This window comes from Nocardia sp. NPDC004415 (genome assembly GCF_053602435.1).
The window spans coordinates 97,763-114,404 of record NZ_JBSGDP010000005.1 but is presented as its reverse complement, the minus strand read 5'-3'; the positions used below and the strand labels follow the sequence as shown (position 1 = coordinate 114,404).

The 16,642-nt window shown below is 70.5% G+C and carries 16 protein-coding genes; 13 read left to right on the top strand and 3 right to left on the bottom strand.

Features of this window, described 5'->3' with window-relative positions; translation table 11 throughout:
• Positions 1-9: 9 nt before the first annotated feature.
• The gene (locus ACWEMY_RS04125; RefSeq protein WP_452388801.1) at positions 10-312 is read right to left on the bottom strand and encodes an urease subunit gamma; all 303 of its coding nucleotides are present in this window, start codon (positions 310-312) and stop codon (positions 10-12) included.
• A 157-nt stretch (positions 313-469) separates the two neighbouring features.
• On the opposite strand from ACWEMY_RS04125, the gene ACWEMY_RS04120 reads away from it, so the two are divergent.
• The gene (locus ACWEMY_RS04120) at positions 470-1,042 is read left to right on the top strand and encodes an exonuclease domain-containing protein (RefSeq protein ID WP_452388800.1); all 573 of its coding nucleotides are present in this window, start codon (positions 470-472) and stop codon (positions 1,040-1,042) included.
• Positions 1,043-1,055: 13 nt separating this feature from the next.
• Here the strand turns inward: ACWEMY_RS04120 and ACWEMY_RS04115 are convergent, their stop codons facing one another.
• Positions 1,056-1,439, bottom strand: coding sequence for a PaaI family thioesterase (locus ACWEMY_RS04115; RefSeq protein WP_452388837.1), 384 nt, complete (start codon positions 1,437-1,439; stop codon positions 1,056-1,058).
• Positions 1,440-1,770: 331 nt separating this feature from the next.
• Here ACWEMY_RS04115 and ACWEMY_RS04110 point away from each other — a divergent pair, with 331 nt between their 5' ends.
• From ACWEMY_RS04110 to ACWEMY_RS04095, 4 genes are all read left to right on the top strand, one after another.
• Positions 1,771-2,412 (top strand): DNA alkylation repair protein, encoded by a 642-nt coding sequence (locus ACWEMY_RS04110; protein WP_452388836.1) that lies wholly within the window; start codon positions 1,771-1,773, stop codon positions 2,410-2,412.
• A gap of 146 nt (positions 2,413-2,558) precedes the next feature.
• Positions 2,559-3,071 (top strand): L,D-transpeptidase, encoded by a 513-nt coding sequence (locus ACWEMY_RS04105; protein WP_278264418.1) that lies wholly within the window; start codon positions 2,559-2,561, stop codon positions 3,069-3,071.
• Between the two features lie 1,525 nt (positions 3,072-4,596).
• Entirely contained in the window at positions 4,597-5,634 is a 1,038-nt protein-coding gene (locus ACWEMY_RS04100) for an alpha/beta hydrolase (protein ID WP_452388799.1), read from the top strand.
• Entirely contained in the window at positions 5,631-7,049 is a 1,419-nt protein-coding gene (locus ACWEMY_RS04095) for a wax ester/triacylglycerol synthase domain-containing protein (protein WP_452388798.1), read from the top strand. The genes ACWEMY_RS04100 and ACWEMY_RS04095 overlap by 4 nt, the downstream gene beginning before the upstream one ends.
• A 5-nt stretch (positions 7,050-7,054) precedes the next feature.
• Here the strand turns inward: ACWEMY_RS04095 and ACWEMY_RS04090 are convergent, their stop codons facing one another.
• Positions 7,055-7,765, bottom strand: coding sequence for a hypothetical protein (locus tag ACWEMY_RS04090; RefSeq protein WP_375928444.1), 711 nt, complete (start codon positions 7,763-7,765; stop codon positions 7,055-7,057).
• Positions 7,766-7,842: 77 nt separating this feature from the next.
• Here ACWEMY_RS04090 and ACWEMY_RS04085 point away from each other — a divergent pair, with 77 nt between their 5' ends.
• The 8 genes from ACWEMY_RS04085 to ACWEMY_RS04050 all read left to right on the top strand — a co-directional run bounded on the left by ACWEMY_RS04085 (position 7,843) and on the right by ACWEMY_RS04050 (position 16,596).
• Positions 7,843-8,922, top strand: a complete 1,080-nt coding sequence (locus tag ACWEMY_RS04085) for a FecCD family ABC transporter permease (protein WP_452388797.1) — start codon at positions 7,843-7,845, stop codon at positions 8,920-8,922.
• The gene (locus ACWEMY_RS04080; RefSeq protein ID WP_452388796.1) at positions 8,919-10,025 is read left to right on the top strand and encodes a FecCD family ABC transporter permease; all 1,107 of its coding nucleotides are present in this window, start codon (positions 8,919-8,921) and stop codon (positions 10,023-10,025) included. Before ACWEMY_RS04085 ends, ACWEMY_RS04080 begins: the two co-directional genes overlap by 4 nt.
• Positions 10,022-10,846 carry an ABC transporter ATP-binding protein gene (locus tag ACWEMY_RS04075; protein WP_452388795.1) on the top strand — a complete coding sequence of 275 codons (825 nt, stop codon included), beginning with the start codon at positions 10,022-10,024 and terminating at the stop codon, positions 10,844-10,846. The genes ACWEMY_RS04080 and ACWEMY_RS04075 overlap by 4 nt, the downstream gene beginning before the upstream one ends.
• Positions 10,847-10,917: 71 nt before the next feature.
• Positions 10,918-11,298, top strand: coding sequence for a BlaI/MecI/CopY family transcriptional regulator (locus ACWEMY_RS04070; protein ID WP_278264410.1), 381 nt, complete (start codon positions 10,918-10,920; stop codon positions 11,296-11,298).
• A gap of 65 nt (positions 11,299-11,363) precedes the next feature.
• Entirely contained in the window at positions 11,364-12,302 is a 939-nt protein-coding gene (locus tag ACWEMY_RS04065; RefSeq protein ID WP_375928453.1) for a M56 family metallopeptidase, read from the top strand.
• A gap of 245 nt (positions 12,303-12,547) precedes the next feature.
• On the top strand, positions 12,548-14,023 hold the full coding sequence (locus ACWEMY_RS04060; protein WP_452388794.1) for a DEAD/DEAH box helicase: 1,476 nt from the start codon (positions 12,548-12,550) through the stop codon (positions 14,021-14,023).
• A 126-nt stretch (positions 14,024-14,149) separates the two neighbouring features.
• On the top strand, positions 14,150-15,007 hold the full coding sequence (locus tag ACWEMY_RS04055; RefSeq protein WP_452388793.1) for a DMT family transporter: 858 nt from the start codon (positions 14,150-14,152) through the stop codon (positions 15,005-15,007).
• A 152-nt stretch (positions 15,008-15,159) separates the two neighbouring features.
• Positions 15,160-16,596, top strand: a complete 1,437-nt coding sequence (locus tag ACWEMY_RS04050) for a GuaB1 family IMP dehydrogenase-related protein (RefSeq protein WP_452388792.1) — start codon at positions 15,160-15,162, stop codon at positions 16,594-16,596.
• Positions 16,597-16,642 lie beyond the last annotated feature (46 nt).

The following is a 16,642-nucleotide window of genomic DNA, read 5'->3' as shown; positions in this document are numbered from 1 at the left end:
GGCCCTCGCCTATCCGATCGGGTGGTGCACGGTGACGAGCTTGGTGCCGTCGGGAAAGGTGGCCTCGACCTGCACGTCGTGGATCATCTCCGGGACGCCGTCCATCACGTCGTCGCGGCTGAGCACCGAACGGCCCGAGGACATCAGCTCGGCCACGGTCCGCCCGTCGCGGGCGCCTTCGAGGACGTGATCGGTGATCAGCGCGACGGCTTCGGGATGGTTGAGCTTGAGCCCCCTGGCCTGTCGGCGGCGCGCCAGTTCGGCCGCGTAACTCAGCAGCAGCCGTTCCTGCTCGTGCGGCGACAGGCGCATCGGGTCTCTCCTCGGCAATGGACTAGGCGGGTGACCAGATATTCTGGCATGCCCGTCCCGAACCCGCCGCCCAGCGGACCACCACCGCGCGGCCGCGTCGCGCACCGACCGGGAAAACCGGTGAAGCCCAAGCGAACCCGCCCGTACGGTAGCGGACATGCGGACGGATTCCGGATTGTTGAACGTGGTCGACATCGAGGCCACCTGCTGGACGGGTTCTCCCCCGCCCGGCCAGACCAGCGAGATCATCGAGATCGGCCTCACCGTGGTCGACCTCGCGACCCACACGCGGGTGAGCAAGCACGGCATCCTCGTGCGCCCCACCCGTTCCACCGTCGGCGAGTTCTGCACCGAGCTCACCGGCCTGACCCGGCAGCAGGTCGACACCGGTGTCGAGTTCGCCGAGGCGTGCCGCGTCCTGACGACGGACTTCGCGGCCGGGACACGGCCGTGGGCGAGCTGGGGCGATTACGACCGCAAGCAGTTCTTCGTCCAGTGCGCCGAGACCGGGGTGCCCTATCCGTTCGGCCCGCGACACACCAATGCCAAGCAGGTCTTCGCCGAGTCCTACGGCCTGCGCAGACGCCAGGGCATGGCGGGCGCGCTGGGCATCGCCGAGCTGCCGCTCGAGGGCAGGCACCACCGCGGCGAGGACGACGCGTGGAACATCGGCGCCCTGATCACCCACGTGCTCGACCGCGGCGGCTGGCGCGTTACCACCGAGGGGTGACGCGCCGGGCCGGTCAGGCCGACAGGTTCTGCAACCGGACCTGACCGCGCGCGACCGTGCGCCCCTCGGCATCGGTGATCACCACCACCCACAGCTGCTGGGTGCGGCCGCGATGGATCGGGGTGGCCTCCCCGGTGAGCACGCCCTTGCTGACCGCGCGCAGGAAGTCGGTGTTGTTGTTGACCCCGACCACCGACCCGCGGTCCCCGAACCACACCCCGCCACCGACGCTGGCCAGCGTCTCGATGACCGTGCAGTACACGCCACCGTTCTGGATGCCCGCGGGCTGGAACAGCTGCGGACGCACCTCCCACTCCCCGCGCACCCGATCGGCGGAGATCTCGGTGTAGCGCAATCCGATCAGATCGGTGAAGGTGCCTTTGCTCGCCTCGTTCATCAGTTCGGGCGAGAGATCGGCCAGCGACAGTTCACTCATGGACTCCGGTCTACACCATGACCTATCAGCCGCGCCCGCCTGTCACCACAAAACGATGCGGCGGACCCCGTCACGAAGACGGAGCCCGCCGCGGCATGAATGAGGGGGTCGACCGCAGCCCTCGGGACCACCGGCTCATCCGTACGCCGAGATGAGCATAGGTCAGGCTTACCTAAGTGGTCAAGTGTGCGGGTCGGCGTGTTTCCGGCACGACCGCCGCGGACTACCGTCGAAGCGCATCCAGCCCCACGACCAGGAGGATTCCGTGACCGAGACACACCTGGCCGAGGTGATGGCCGAATTGGCGGCGCTGGAAGATCCCAAGATCCGGGCGGTGAACGAGAAGCACGGGGACGAGCACGGGGTGAATCTCACCCGGTTGCGGGCTGTGGCGAAGCGGTTGAAGACGCAGCAGGAGCTGGCGGTGGAGTTGTGGGGCACCGGGGACAGCTCGGCGCGGTTGCTGGCGTTGCTGATCTGTCGGCCGAAGGCGTTCTCGCGGGAGGAGCTGGATGGGATGTTGCGGGCGGCGCGGACGCCGAAAGTGCAGGACTGGCTGGTGAATTACGTGGTGAAGAAGAGTCCGCACGCGGAGGAGTTGCGGGTGGCGTGGTTCGGGGACGCCGATCCGGTGGTGGCGAGTGCGGGGTGGGCACTGACCAACGAGCGGGTGGTGAAGAAGGCGGAGGGGCTGGATCTGGACGGGTTGCTGGATCTCATCGAGGCGGGGATGCAGGACGCGCCGGAGCGGTTGCAGTGGGCGATGAACCAGACGCTCGCGCAGATCGGGATCGAGCACGCGGAGTATCGCGCGCGGGCGATCGAGATCGGGGAACGGTTGCGGGTGCTGGCGGACTATCCGACCTCGCCGGGCTGCACGTCGCCGTTCGCGCCGGTGTGGATCGCGGAGATGGTGCGCAGGCGGCAGGGCTAGCTTTCGCCGGTTCGCTTGCTCAACACGATCGCAATACTCCATGATCATCGGTACCTCTATGTTTCCGAGGCTTGTGTCGATGTTGAGAGCTCGTTTCCAGGTCGCATCACGGCCGGGGGTGGGCGCGGCGAGAGAGGCAAGATTTCGTGAGTAGTAGTCGTATTCCCCGGTGGGCCGTGCGGGCGGCGATCTGCGCGGCGGCGGTCGGGGCCGCGGTCGCGGCGCCGGTGCAGGCCGAACCGCTGTGGCCGGGCGGGCCCGATGTTCCCGGCGTGCCCGCCATCATCCCCGAGCCCGAACCGGAGCCGGTGGTGGCGCCGTGCAGCGAGCAGGCCCGCGCGTGCCTGCAGCTGTCGACCAACAACGCCTGGCTGATGGACAACGGGAAGGTCACCTTCGGGCCGAGCCCGATGTCGCACGGCCGTCCCGGCTACGAGACGCCGACCGGGGTGTTCAAGGTGGCGTTCAAGAAGCCGTTCCACTGGAGCACCCTGCACAACGCGCCGATGGAGTACGCGGTGTTCTTCAACGGCGACATCGCCTATCACATCGGCCCCACCGAGGAGCAGTCCCACGGCTGCATCCGGTTGACGCCCGAAGGCGCGAAGGCGCACTACGACTGGCTGGAGCCGGGCGACATCGTCGAAGTCGTGCCCTGAGCGCACGCTCGTGACGACGGGGAGGCCGGGACATCCGGCCTCCCCGTTCGCGTTTCAGGCGGCCGAGGGCACCTCGAGCCGATCCTGAGGGGATCCGAAGCCGGTCCCGGCACGGTGACGTCATGACCGAACAGCCGCCCCCGGGTCCGTGTGGGACCTGTGTTGCCACGGCGGCCCGTCTGGCGCGGGTTGCGACCCGGCACAATTCTGGCGGGGCCCGGAAGACCCCACATTTCAGGTATTGCGGCTCACGCCGTGGCGGATCCAGGTACTGCGCGGCCGCGATCTCGTGGCGGGAATACCACCCCAGATCTGGCGCTCTCGGATTGAGCCGGATCGACAATTCCCAACGCCTGCGGAAATCACTGATTCTTCCTGCTGTTACGAAATATCGGCCTTTCTCCAGGTTTCGATCGCGACGCGTGCTGATACGCCGGGCTCACCGAAAAATAGCATCGGAGAACGCTTCGGGGGCGGACTTCACTCAGTCCGTCCCCGAAGTACATTTGCGTCGCAGTCATAGCTGATGAGCATCATCAAGCAGCGATCGGCGAATTGGCGAGAAGTGCCCACCCATCCCGATTCTCGTGCCCCTGAAATCAGGGTCAGCAAGCCATTCGACAACCCACTCCCACCGACGATCACCAACCGGACCCAACACCGCCAGCATGGGACCGACCACCCCGGAACAAGCCCCACCGCCCGGCAGCACATCCCGATCCACCGCAGATCAGAACTATCACCCATCGAGTCCATCCCCATTGACAGACCCACTCGAGAACACCGCCGTTCACCGCGAAAGCCGCCCGAACTGTGCCAGACAGTCGATGCAACCACAGGTCATACCCAGTTCCGCAGCGTTACACCGCAACTGACGAGCTGCTTCCATCGGGAAAGAAAAATATGAACGAATCACCGAGAGTGAAACATTCGGTTGCCACACAACGGCGACGGCGATACGTTACCGGCGTCACAGCAGCCGAGCTGATTGTGGCCAGTATCCGAGGCAAGGAGATCCACTGTGGGTTCACTGGAAGAAATCATGATCGCGGCGATCGCGGGACTCGGTTCCGCGGCGGAAGGCGATGGCCTGCTCGCCGTCTTCCTCGGCTCGGTGGAAGCGTTCTTCCCCTGATCCGGTGCACTCGCACCCGATTCACCTTTCGATAAATCAGGAGTAAAAAATGGGTTCTCTCTACGAACTTCTGCAGACCGGCGCGGGCAGCCTCAGCAATGCCGCGCTGCCCTTCGTGCAGGCGCTGATCACCGCCAGCGGCGGCACCCCCACCCCGGGCAAGTAATCCAAGGCAAGGAGTTCGATCATGGGTTCGCTGAGTGAGTTGCTGACCACGGCCATCGCGGGACTGGGTTCGGCCGCCGAGGGCGACGGCCTGCTGGCGGTCTTCCTCGGTTCGGTGGAAGCCTTCTTCCCGTAGCCACGCGCCGACCGTCGCCAGCCGGCGATCGGGGCCCGGCGGCCGATGCCGCGGGCCCCGTTCGTCATTCAGAGAAGTCAGCAGGCACCATGCACACTCCCCTCCTCCGCGGTCTCGCCGCCGCCGCGTGCGCGGTGGCCGTCGCCACGGCACCCGTCGTCACCGACGCGCCGCGGGCCGCCGCCGCGCCCGGCGCGTACCTGGTGAGCCAGACGCGCACCGGCCAGACCGTGGATCTCGCGGTCTGGTCCCCGTCGATGGATCGCACCATCGCGCTGCGGGTGCTGCGCCCGCTCGACACCGCCACCCCGGCCCCGACGCTGTATCTGCTCAACGGCGCGGGCGGCGGCGAGGATTCGGCCAACTGGCCCGGCCAGACCGACGCGGCGGGCTTCTTCGCCGACAAGCACGTCAATGTCGTGATCCCGATGGAGGGCGCGTTCTCGTACTACACCGACTGGCGGGCGCCCGATGCCGGGCTGGCGAAGAACCTGGAGAACAACGGCCACAACATGTGGACCACCTTCCTCACCCGTGAACTGCCGCCAGTGATCGACGCGGCCTTCGCCACCACGGGCGCCAATGCCCTGGCCGGGATCTCCATGGCGGGCACCTCGGTGCTGGATCTGGCCATCCAGGCGCCGCAGCTGTATCGCAGCGTCGCCTCCTACAGCGGCTGCGCGATGACCAGCGATCCGATCGGGCGTGCCTTCGTCTCGCTGGTCGTGCGGATGGGCGGCGGCGATGTGACGAACATGTGGGGCCCGGTCACCGACGCCGCCTGGCGTGAGCACGACCCGTACGTGCAGGCACACCGGCTGCCCGACATCCCGATCTACCTCTCCAGCGGCACCGGCCTGCCCGGCCCGCACGACACCCTGGCCAACCCGCGCGTGCACATCACCGGCAAGAACGCGAACTCGATCCTGACCAACCAGATGCTCGTCGGCGGCGGCATCGAGGCCGCCTCGGCGATGTGCACCGCGGCCATGGGCCAGCGGACCAGGGAGCTGGGCCGCACGAATGTCACCGTGAACATCCGGCCGACCGGCACCCACTCGTGGGGCTACTGGGAGGACGACCTGCACGCGTCCTGGCCGGTGATGGCGACGGCGCTGGGCCTGTGAACGCCGAACTGCGGGTCGGCGCCGAGCGATTGCGCCCGCGCGACGCGGTGTTCGTCTACGACGAGACCGACCGGCACCTGTCCCATATCGTCGCGGTCTATTTCGCCGACGCCTCCGCGGGCCGCGCGCCGTCCAGCGACGAACTGCTGGACTGGGCGCGAGCGCGGCTCGGGCACGCGGTGCTGTTCCACCGGCGGCTGCGGCGCGTGCCGCTGGACCTGGACCTGCCCTCCTGGGTGCCCGATCCCACGATGACGGTGCGCGAGCACGTGCGGCGCAGCACCGATGTCCACACGTGGGCCGAGGCGCGGGCGCGCATCGCCGAGATCACTTCGGCGCGCATGGATCTCACGCGGCCACCCTGGGAGATCCAGGTGCTCGACCGGGTGGACGGCGTGCCCGCGATGCCGGGCCCGACCACGATCATCGTGCTGAAGTTCCATCACAGCGTCGGCGACGGTGTCGCGACCCGCGCGCTCGAACAGCTCCTGTTCGGGACCGGCCCCGCACCCGCGCCGCGGCTCGACGAGCCGTCCACCCTGCGAACCGTGGCGCGCACCGTCACGGCGCTGGGCACGCAGCCCGTCCGCTTCGTCACCGGGCTGCGGCGTCATCGCCGCGCCGCGACGGAGCTGGCGACCGCGGTGGCGGCGGGTGACATCCACGAACCCGCCGCCCTGCGCCCGGCCACTCGCTTCAACCGCGACATCCGTTCGGCCACGACCTTCCATCTGGTGCCGATCCCGATGGCCGAGGTGCGCGCCGCCAAAGCCGCCGCGCCCCAGCGGGTCACGATCAACGATCTGATGCTGACGACGGTCGCAGGCGCCCTGGCCGACTACCTCGCCGGGCACGGCGAGCCACCCGCCGGCTCGCTCGCGGCCATGGTGCCGAGGTCGATGCGCGGTGTGGCGGACTGGGATTCGCGCAACCGGCTCACCCAGATGATCGTCGAGCTGCACACCGACATCGCCGATCCGGTGGCCCGGCTGGCCGCGATCCGGCAGTCGGCGGACCGGGCCAAGCAGCGCGCCGCCGACCCGGCCGTGCTGCGCGCGGACCGGCTGGTGGAGACCGCGCCCGCGCTGCTGTTGCGCGCCGCGGGCTGGGCCCGCGCGCAACGGCACTTCGACGGCACCGATACCGTGCCGATGTGCAACACGACGATCAGCAATGTGGCGCCGGTGAGCGACACGCTGAGCTTCTGCGGTCTGCCGGTGGTGCGCGCGGTCGGCGCGCTACCGGTGCTCGACGGCGACGGCCTGCGGCACCTGATCACCGCGCAGGGCGAGGAGATCACCCTCACCTTCACCACGAGCGCGGCGATGATGCCCGATCCCGAGCACTACGGCGAGCTGCTCCTGCGCTCGTTCCACACCCTCGCGACCGCGCTCACCGCGTCCGCGAGGAGCTGACTGGCTCAGCGTTGCAGGCACCCGGTCCGGCGCACCGGCAGACCACGCTCCTCGAACGCGCCGAGCAGCAGCTGGCCGCGCCGGGCACCCGCGCTGGCGTCGGCGCGGGCCAGGTCGGGCACGTAGGTGGCCGCGCCGACGACGGATTCGCCGACCAGCGACCAGAACCGGCGCGCGGACAGGCCCGAGCAGCGGCTCAGCACCGACTGCAGCGGGATCAGCGCCGAGGCGCAGCGCTGGGCCAGCCACACCGCCATCGCCGCCTCGCACGGCAGGGCGACGGTGCCCGGCTCGGCCGCCTCCGGATCACCGGCGACGACGCGAATCGTGGTGTCGGACAGGCCCGCCCAGTCGATGCCGCCGTCGTTGTCGTGGTGGATCCACAGATTGTCGCGGCCCGGGTCCCAGGCTTGGGCCGACATGACGAACAGCGCGGTTACGCGGCCGACCACGGCGTGGATCAGCGCGGTCGCCACCACCTCGGCGGCGATGTCGTCGTTGATCATCTCCGCGGCGTGGCGGCGGTACATCAGCTCGACGCGACCCTCGGACAGGCCGGTGGGCACATGCCACCAGCGCCGCTTGCCCTGGCCGACCATCGCCGCCACCGCATAGACCCGCGGATGCTCCGGTTGCAGCGCTTGCAACCGGGCACAGGCGCGGTCGAACGACGCAGCGGTGGTGCGGGACGTAGTGATGATGACGGGCTCGGGCATCGAACCTCCTCGAACGGTTGGTTCCCGTGACGATGATGTCAGGGAACATAGGTTAGGCTTACCAGACTTCACAAGTCGTGTCCGGCTCGAGGCAGGAGAAGTTCGTCGCCGTGATCCACCCAGGCACCGTCAGACGCCGTCGTCTGACCGGGCTTCTACTGCTCGTCGCGCTGCTCACCGTCGCGGTCGTGGCGAGCATCGCCATCGGCACGCGCTCGCTCTCGCCCGCCACGGTGTTCGACGCGCTCACCCACGCGCTCGGCTGCGACGGCGGCCCGTTCAGCTGCCCGGCCCGCTCCACCGCCGAGGAAATCGTGCGTGAGCTGCGTCTGCCGCGCACCGCGCTGGCCCTGTTCGCCGGGATGGCGCTGGGCATCGCGGGCGCGCTCATCCAGGGGTATACCCGCAATCCGCTGGCTGATGCCGGTTTGCTCGGACTCAATGCCGGTGCGGCGTTCCTGGCGGCGCTGAGCGTCTACCTGTTCGGTTTCACCGCGCCCAACCAGTACATCTGGTTCGCCTTCGCCGGCTCGGCGGTGGCGGGGCTGATCGTGTTCGGGGCCTCGTCCATCGGTGGCGGCAAGGCCAGCCCGTTGTCGCTGGTCCTGGCCGGTGCGGCGATGACGGCGTTCCTGCAGGCGATGACCAATGCCATCGTCGTGCTCGACAATGTGGCCCTCGACACCTACCGCTTCTGGGTGGTCGGCACCGTCGCCGGACGCGAGGCCGACGTGTTCTGGCAGGTGCTGCCGTTCCTCGTGGTCGGGCTGGGGATGGCCGTCGCGGCGGCGCCCTCGCTGAACCTGCTCAGCCTCGGTGACGACGTCGCGCGCGGCCTCGGCGTCGACGTGGGCCGGGCCCGCGCGTTCGGGATGGTCGCGGTGGTGCTGCTCAGCGGCGCGGCCACGGCAGCGATCGGCCCGATCGCGTTCCTGGGCCTGGTGGTGCCGCACATCGCGCGCACCATCACCGGCCCGGACAACCGCTGGCTGATCCCCTATTCCGGCCTCATCGGCGGCCTGTTGCTGCTGGTGGCCGACATCGCCGGACGCGTGGTCGCCCGGCCGGGCGAACTGCAGGTCGGGGTCATGCTGGCCGTGATCGGCGCGCCCTTCTTCATCGCGCTGGTGCGCCGCAAGAGACTGGTGAGCCTGTGAGCACGACCACCACCGACAAGTCCGTCGACCTGCGCCGAGTGCGTCCCGCGGTGCGGGTCGGCCCGTTCTCCTTCGTGCTGCGGCCGGTCATGCTGGCCGCCGTCGTGGCGCTGGCCGTGCTGGTGTTCGCGCTGTTCTGCACCGATATCGCCGTCGGCGACACGAATATCGCGCTGGGCAAGGTGCTCGACGTGCTCGGCGGCGGGGGCAGCCGGTCGCAGCGGTTCATCGTGCTCGACTCGCGGCTGCCGCGCGCGCTCACCGCCGTGGTGATCGGGGCGGCGCTCGGTCTGTCCGGCGCGATCATGCAGTCGATCCTGCACAATCCGCTCGCCGGTCCCGATGTACTGGGAATCACCGCCGGTGCCAGCGTCGGCGCGGTCGCGGTGATGGTCGGCACCGGCGGCGCGACCACCGGACTACTGGCCACCGTCGGCGGGCCACTGGCCGCGCTGGCGGGCGGCCTGCTCACCGCGATGCTCATCTATGTCCTGGCATGGGGCCGCGGCGGCGCGGGCGAACGCGGGATCACCGGATTCCGGCTGGTGCTCATCGGCATCGGCGTCAACACCGTGCTCATGTCGGTGATCACCTGGCAGCTCGCCCGGGCCACCCTCACCGACGCCGCCCGCGTGCAGCTGTGGCTCAACGGTTCGCTGAACTCGACCGACATCGCCCGGCTCGTGCCGGCCGCGCTGGCGCTGGGCGTCGTCGCGGTGGTGGCGATCGGCTCGGCCCGGACCCTGGCCGCGCTGCGCCTCGGCGAGGACTCGACCCGGGTGCTCGGCGTGCGGATCCAGTCGCAGCAGGCGCTGCTGATCGGTACCGCGGTGGTGGCGGCCTCGGTCGCGACCGCGGTGGTCGGCCCGGTCGGCTTCGTCGCCCTGGCCGCCCCGCAGATCGCCCGGATGCTGCTGCGCACCCCCGGCGAGCCGCTCATCGCCTCCGCGCTGACCGGCGCCGCGCTGGTCACCGGAGCCGATATCATCGCCCGTGCGCTGCTGCCCGTCGACCTGCCGGTCGGCATCGTCACGGCCGCGCTCGGCGGACCGTTCCTGCTCTACCTGCTCGTCCGCATGAACCGGAAGGCCACCGTCGCATGACCACCCCCGCCCACCGTCTCGCCGCCGAGGCCGTCTCCCTCGGCTACGGCGACCGGCTGATCGTCGACGGGCTCAGTCTCGACATCGCGCCCGGCGTGGTCACCACCGTCATCGGGCCCAACGGCTGCGGCAAGTCCACCCTGCTCAAGTCGCTGGGCAGGCTGCTGCGCCCGCGCACCGGTCAGGTGGTGCTCGACGGCAAGGCCATCTCGACCATGAAGACCAAGGACGTGGCCCAGGTGGTCGGCATGCTGCCGCAGACCCCGGTCGCGCCGGAGGGTCTCACCGTCGCGGATCTGGTCGCGCGCGGCAGACATCCGCACCAGTCCTGGCTGCGGCAGTGGTCGGCCGACGACGAGACCGAGGTCGCGGCCGCGCTGGCCCAGACCGGCATCGCCGATCTGGCCGAACGCACCCTCGACGAACTCTCCGGCGGACAGCGTCAGCGCGCCTGGATCTCGATGGCGCTGGCCCAGGGCACCGACATCCTGCTGCTCGACGAGCCGACCACCTACCTCGACCTCGCGCACTCGCTCGAGGTGCTGGATCTGGTCGACCGGCTGCACGACGAACTGGGCCGCACCGTGGTGATGGTGCTGCACGATCTCAACCTGGCCATCCGCTACAGCGACGAGCTCGTCGTCATGGCGGCGGGCCGGATCGTCGCCCGGGGCAAGCCCGCCGAGATCATCACCGCCGAGTTGCTCGCCGAGGTGTTCGGGCTCGAGGCGACCGTGCTCACCGACCCGGTCTCGGGCAGGCCGATGATCGTGCCGATCGGCACCCGGCACGTGCACGGCGCGGCCGGGTATGACGAATGACACACCAGCAAATCCCCCGTTACGACAATCTGTAGTACGCATCTTTGTCGTTGAGTCCGTAAAATCAGGGGATGGCAGGACTCGGCGAACTCGAAAAAGCGGTCATGGACCAGTTGTGGTCGGCCGACGAACCGCAGACGGTGCGGCAGGTCCACGAAGCACTGGCCGCGCGGCGCGAGCTCGCGTACACGACAGTGATGACCGTGCTGCAGCGTCTGGCGAAGAAGGATCTGGTGGTGCAGCGACGCGACGATCGCGCGCATCGATACGCACCGGTACACAGCCGCGACGAACTGGTCGCGAGCCTGATGGTGGACGCGTTGCAGCAGGCAGACGCCGCGGGCAGCCGCGCCGCCGCCCTGGTGCACTTCGTCGAGCAGGTGGGCAAGGACGAGGCCGATGCGTTGCGCGAGGCCCTCGCCAAGCTCGAATCCGACGACAAGAGCAGTTAGACTCCCTGGCGGCTCTCACAACGACGTGAGCGCCCCTGGCCCCACTACAGCAGTGAGCAGAGTCGATGAACGCAACCGCGGCAGTCTTCGCCGTACTCGCCTTGCTTCTCGCCGGGCCGGTACCGGCACTGCTCAGTCGCGCGAGCTGGGTGCATCGCACACCCCGCGCGGCCCTGGTGTTGTGGCAGGCCATCGCGCTGGCCGCGGTGCTCAGCGCCTTCGGCTCCGGGCTGGCCATCGCCAGCCTGCTGCTCGTCCCCGGCCCCGACGGTAGGCCGACCACCTCCCCCACCCGCGAGATCGACGCCCTCGGTCTGCCGCTGTGGACGGTGTACGTCTTCGTCTTCGCGCTGACCCTGATGGTCGGCGCGCGGCTGATGTTCTCGATCGTGCGCGTGGGCGTGCACACCCGCCGCCGTCGCTCCCGGCATCGCATGCTGGTCGATCTGCTCGACCAGAGCGGACCGGTGCGCCGCGCCGCCGACATCCGCGTGCTCGCCGCCACCGAACCCATCGCCTACTGCCTGCCCGGCCTGCGCCAGCGCGTGGTGCTCAGCGAGGGCACGCTCACCAATCTCGACGACGCCGAGGTCACCGCCATCGTCAGCCACGAGCGCTCCCACCTGCGCGCCCGGCACGATCTCGTACTCGAGGCGTTCACGGCGGTGCACGAGGCGTTCCCGCGGGTGGTGCGCAGCAAGGCCGCGCTGGGCCAGGTCAAGCTGCTGATCGAACTGCTCGCCGACGATTCGGCGGTGAAGGTCACCGGGCCCAAGCCGCTGGCCCGCGCCCTGGTGGCGTGTGCGAAGTCGACGGCGCCGCAGGGTGCGCTCGCGGCCGGTGGCCCGACCACGCTCATCCGCATCCAGCGCCTGGCCGGCGTCAACGGGGACGTGAGAGTCGCCACGGCCGCCTACCTCGGTTCGATCGCGATTCTGGTGGTGCCGACCCTGGCCGTGGCCCTGCCCTGGTTGCAGGAACTCAACCGCCTGTTCCGGGGCTGACCGGGCGATCCTCGGCCGGAGCGAGCCGACCGCGCACGGGTGCGGCCACCCGCTCGCGCCGCAGACACAACCGTTGCCACAATCGGTCGGCTGACCAGCGTGTTTACCCAACCGTGGCCCAACACGCCTATCGTGGGAGTTCGGTCCTTCCTGCTGGGCCGCACCCCGTGCACGCCGTCCGCGTATCCGGGTCAATCGGCGCCGGACCTCTTCCAGCGCGATTCGCAGCCCAACGAAAGGCCATTTTGTCTACTTCCACGCGTCCCGAACCCACGTTCGCCGACCTCGGTCTGCCCGTAGCCCTGGTGCAGGCCCTGCGCAACGCGGGCATCGAGAAGCCCTTCCCCATCCAGGCCGCCACCATCGGCGACGCGCTCGCCGGGCGTGACGTGCTCGGCCGCGGCCCGACCGGCTCGGGCAAGACCCTCGCCTTCGGCCTGCCGATGCTCACCCGCCTCACCGGCGCCTCGGCCAAGCCGGGCCGCCCGCGCGGCCTGGTGCTGGTCCCCACCCGCGAGCTCGCCACCCAGATCGAGCGCGCCCTCGACGAGGCCGCGGTGTCGCTGGGCCTGCGCGTCGCCTCCGTGGTCGGCGGGGCGCCGATCAAGCGGCAGGCCGACCGGCTCGCGCGCGGCGTCGACCTGCTCATCGCCACCCCCGGCCGTCTCGACGACCTGATCAAGCAGCGCGCCGCCGACCTGTCCGACGTGACGATCACCGCGCTCGACGAGGCCGACCACATGGCCGACATGGGCTTCCTGCCCCAGGTCACCCGCCTACTGGACCGCACCCCGAAGGACGGGCAGCGGCTGCTGTTCTCGGCCACCCTCGACGGTGACGTGGACAAGCTGGTCAAGCGCTACATGCACCAGCCGGTCACCCACTCCACCGCGCCGCCGGAGGCGTCGGTGACCACCATGTCGCACCACCTGCTCTACGTGCGCGACAAGAACGTCAAGCGCGCGGTCGCCACCGAGATCGCCGCCCGCGAGGGCCTGACCATCATGTTCGTGCGCACCAAGCACGGTGCCGACCGGCTGGCCAAGCAGCTGCGCGGTGCCGGGGTGGCGGCGGGCTCGCTGCACGGCGGCAAGGCGCAGAACAACCGCACCCGCACGCTGGCGGCCTTCGCCGACGGGTCGGTGCCGGTGCTGGTCACCACCGATGTCGCCGCGCGCGGCATTCATATCGACGGTGTCTCGCTGGTCGTGCACTTCGACCCGCCCGCCGAGCACAAGGCCTACCTGCACCGTGCCGGGCGCACCGCCCGCGCCGGTGAGGACGGCGTGGTGGTCACCCTGGTCACCGACGAGGAGCGCAAGGACGTCGCCGCGATGACCCGCAAGGCGGGCGTGCGGACCGACGGTGTCGAGGTGCGCTCGGGCGACCGCAAGCTGGTCGAGATCACCGGCGCGCGCAAGCCCTCGGGCGTCGCGCTGGCCGCCCCGGCCGCTCCCGTGCAGGCGACGGCGCCGAAGTCGTCGACCGGTGGGCGCCCGCGGCGCGGAAGGTCCGGTGGCGCAGCGGCTTCCGAGGCGGGCCAGGGCCACAGCCGTGGCGGCGGCGCCCCGCGCCGGGAACGTCCGGCGGGCGAGTCGCGCACCCGCAAGCCCGCGGGCACCGGCGGACACGCCCGCAGCGGCGACACGCCGACGAATTCGCGTCGTCGAGCAGCGCGTCCGGCCGGTGCGGCACCCCGCCGCAACCGCACGGCAAACTGACCCGGAACTGAATCACCCCGTGGCCGAACCGATTACGGTTCGGCCACGGTCGTGTTCGGAGACGCGAGGCCCGACTCGCTCACGGCGATGGGGCCTCGCGGGAGATCGATCGGCGACACTGGGCAGGTGACGAACCGTGAGATCGCCACGATCGGGTGCGCGCTGCTGGCCGCGCTCCTGTTCGCAGTGTCCTCGGTGGCGCAGCATCAGGCGGCCGCCGCGGTGCCGCAGGACGCCGGGCTGGTGCGCTCGCTGCTGCGGAACCCGCGGTGGTGGGCGGGGATCGTCGGGGACGCGGGCGGGTACGGCATGCAGGTGCTCGCCCTGGCCTTCGGCGCGGTGCTGGTGGTGCAGCCGATCCTGGTGTGCTCGCTGGTGTTCGCGCTGCCGATGGCCGCGCGGCTGAACCGGCAGCGGATCACCGGCCGGGCCGCCGGGGCGGCGCTGGCGCTGGTCGTCGCGCTGGTGCTGTTCCTGATCATCGGTGACCCCACCGCGGGTGAGGACGACGCCGCGCTGCGGGCCTGGTCGGTGCCGCTGGCGATCCTGCTCGGCATCGTCGCCGTCGCCACGCTGGCGGGCGTGCTGGTCCGCGACCGGGCGGTGCGGGCGCTGTCGCTCGGGCTCGCGGGCGGCGTGCTGTTCGGGCTGGCCGCCGCGCTCACCGACCGCGTGGTCACCCTCTTCGGTGACGGTCCCGGCAGCGTGCTCACCGGCTGGCAGACCTGGGCGCTGGTGACCGCCGGCCTGGTCGGTTTCTACCTGCAGCAGCGCGCCTACCAGGCCGGACCACTGGCCGCCTCGCTGCCCGCCGCGGCCGTCGCCGAACCGCTCGCCGCCGCTTTCCTCGGCCTCACCGCGCTGAACGAGCAGCTGCGCACCGACGGGGCAGGTCATCTCGCCATCGCGGTCTGCGTGCTCGTGATGTGCGTGGCGACGGTTGTGCTCAGCCGGGCCCAAGCCGCGCCACCGGCCACATCCTGAGGTCGCCGAGCGCGCGCACCGACCCGGACACACGTCGCCGACCGTGGAGATCCGACCGGCCGCCCTCCGCGCGGCACGGGCCCCTCCGGCCGCCGGACACCGCCGGGTGCGGTACCGCCCACACCTCGCCGCACACAGCTATCATCGAACGAGTGCGATTTCTTCCGGGACCCCAGCCGCCGTACGACCTCACCTACGACGACCTGTTCCTGGTCCCGAACCGGACCGACATCGCGTCCCGGTTCGACGTGGACCTGGCCACCGTCGACGGCACCGGCACCACCATCCCCCTCGTGGTCGCGAACATGACCGCGGTCGCGGGCAAGCGGATGGCCGAGACCGTGGCCCGCCGCGGCGGCCTCGTGGTGCTGCCGCAGGACCTGCCCATCCCCGCGGCCGCCGAGACCATCGCGTTCGTCAAGAGCCGCTCGCTCACCGCCGACACCCCCGTCACCCTGGACCCCGACAGCGCGGTGTCCGACGCGGTGGCGCTGATGCACAAGCGCGCGCACGGCGCGGTGGTGGTGGTCGAGGACGGCAAGCCCGTCGGGGTGGTCACCGAGGCCGCCTGCGCCGATGTGGACCGCTTCGCGCGGCTGCGCGAGGTCGCGGCCACCGATTTCGTCTCCGCGCCGGTCGACCTGTCACCGCGCGAGATCTTCGACCGGCTCGCCGAGGCGCACGCCCAGCTCGCCGTGCTCACCCACCCCGACGGCACCCTGGCCGGGGTGATGACCCGCACCGGTGCCATCCGCGCCGGGATCTACACCCCGGCGGTCGATGCCGCCGGTCAGCTGCGGGTCGCCGCTGCCGTCGGCATCAACGGTGACGTGGCCGCCAAGGCGCAGGCGCTCGCGGAGGCGGGTGCCGACGTGCTGGTCATCGACACCGCGCACGGCCATCAGACCAAGATGCTCGAATCCCTGCGTGCCGTGGCCGATCTGGGCCTCGGGCTGCCGCTGGCGGCGGGCAATGTGGTCTCCGCCGAGGGCACCCGCGATCTGGCCGCGGCGGGCGCGACCATCATCAAGGTCGGGGTCGGCCCCGGTGCCATGTGCACCACGCGGATGATGACCGGTGTGGGGCGCCCACAGTTCTCCGCGGTGGCCGAATGTGCCGCGGCGGCACAGGAACTCGGCGTGCACGTGTGGGCCGACGGTGGCGTGCGGCACCCGCGTGACGTCGCCTTGGCGCTGGCGGCGGGCGCGTCGAACGTGATGATCGGGTCCTGGTTCGCCGGGACCTACGAGTCGCCCGGTGACCTGCGTGTCGACCGCGACGGCAATGCCTACAAGGAGAGCTTCGGCATGGCCTCCAAGCGGGCCGTGGCCGCGCGCACCGCCGCCGACAGCGGCTTCGACCGGGCCCGCAAGGCGCTGTTCGAGGAGGGCATCTCCAGCTCGCGCATGCGCCTGGACCCCGAGCGCCCCGGTGTCGAGGACCTCATCGACCACATCACCTCCGGTGTCCGCAGCGCGTGCACGTACGCCGGGGCCCGCTCGCTGCCGGAGTTCCACGAGCGCGCGGTGCTCGGCGTGCAGTCCGCCGCCGGTTTCGCCGAGGGGAGGCCGCTGCCCAGCGGCTGGTGATCGTCTCTGCGCGGCGGCCGATCGGAACCCGGGTTCCGGTCGGCCG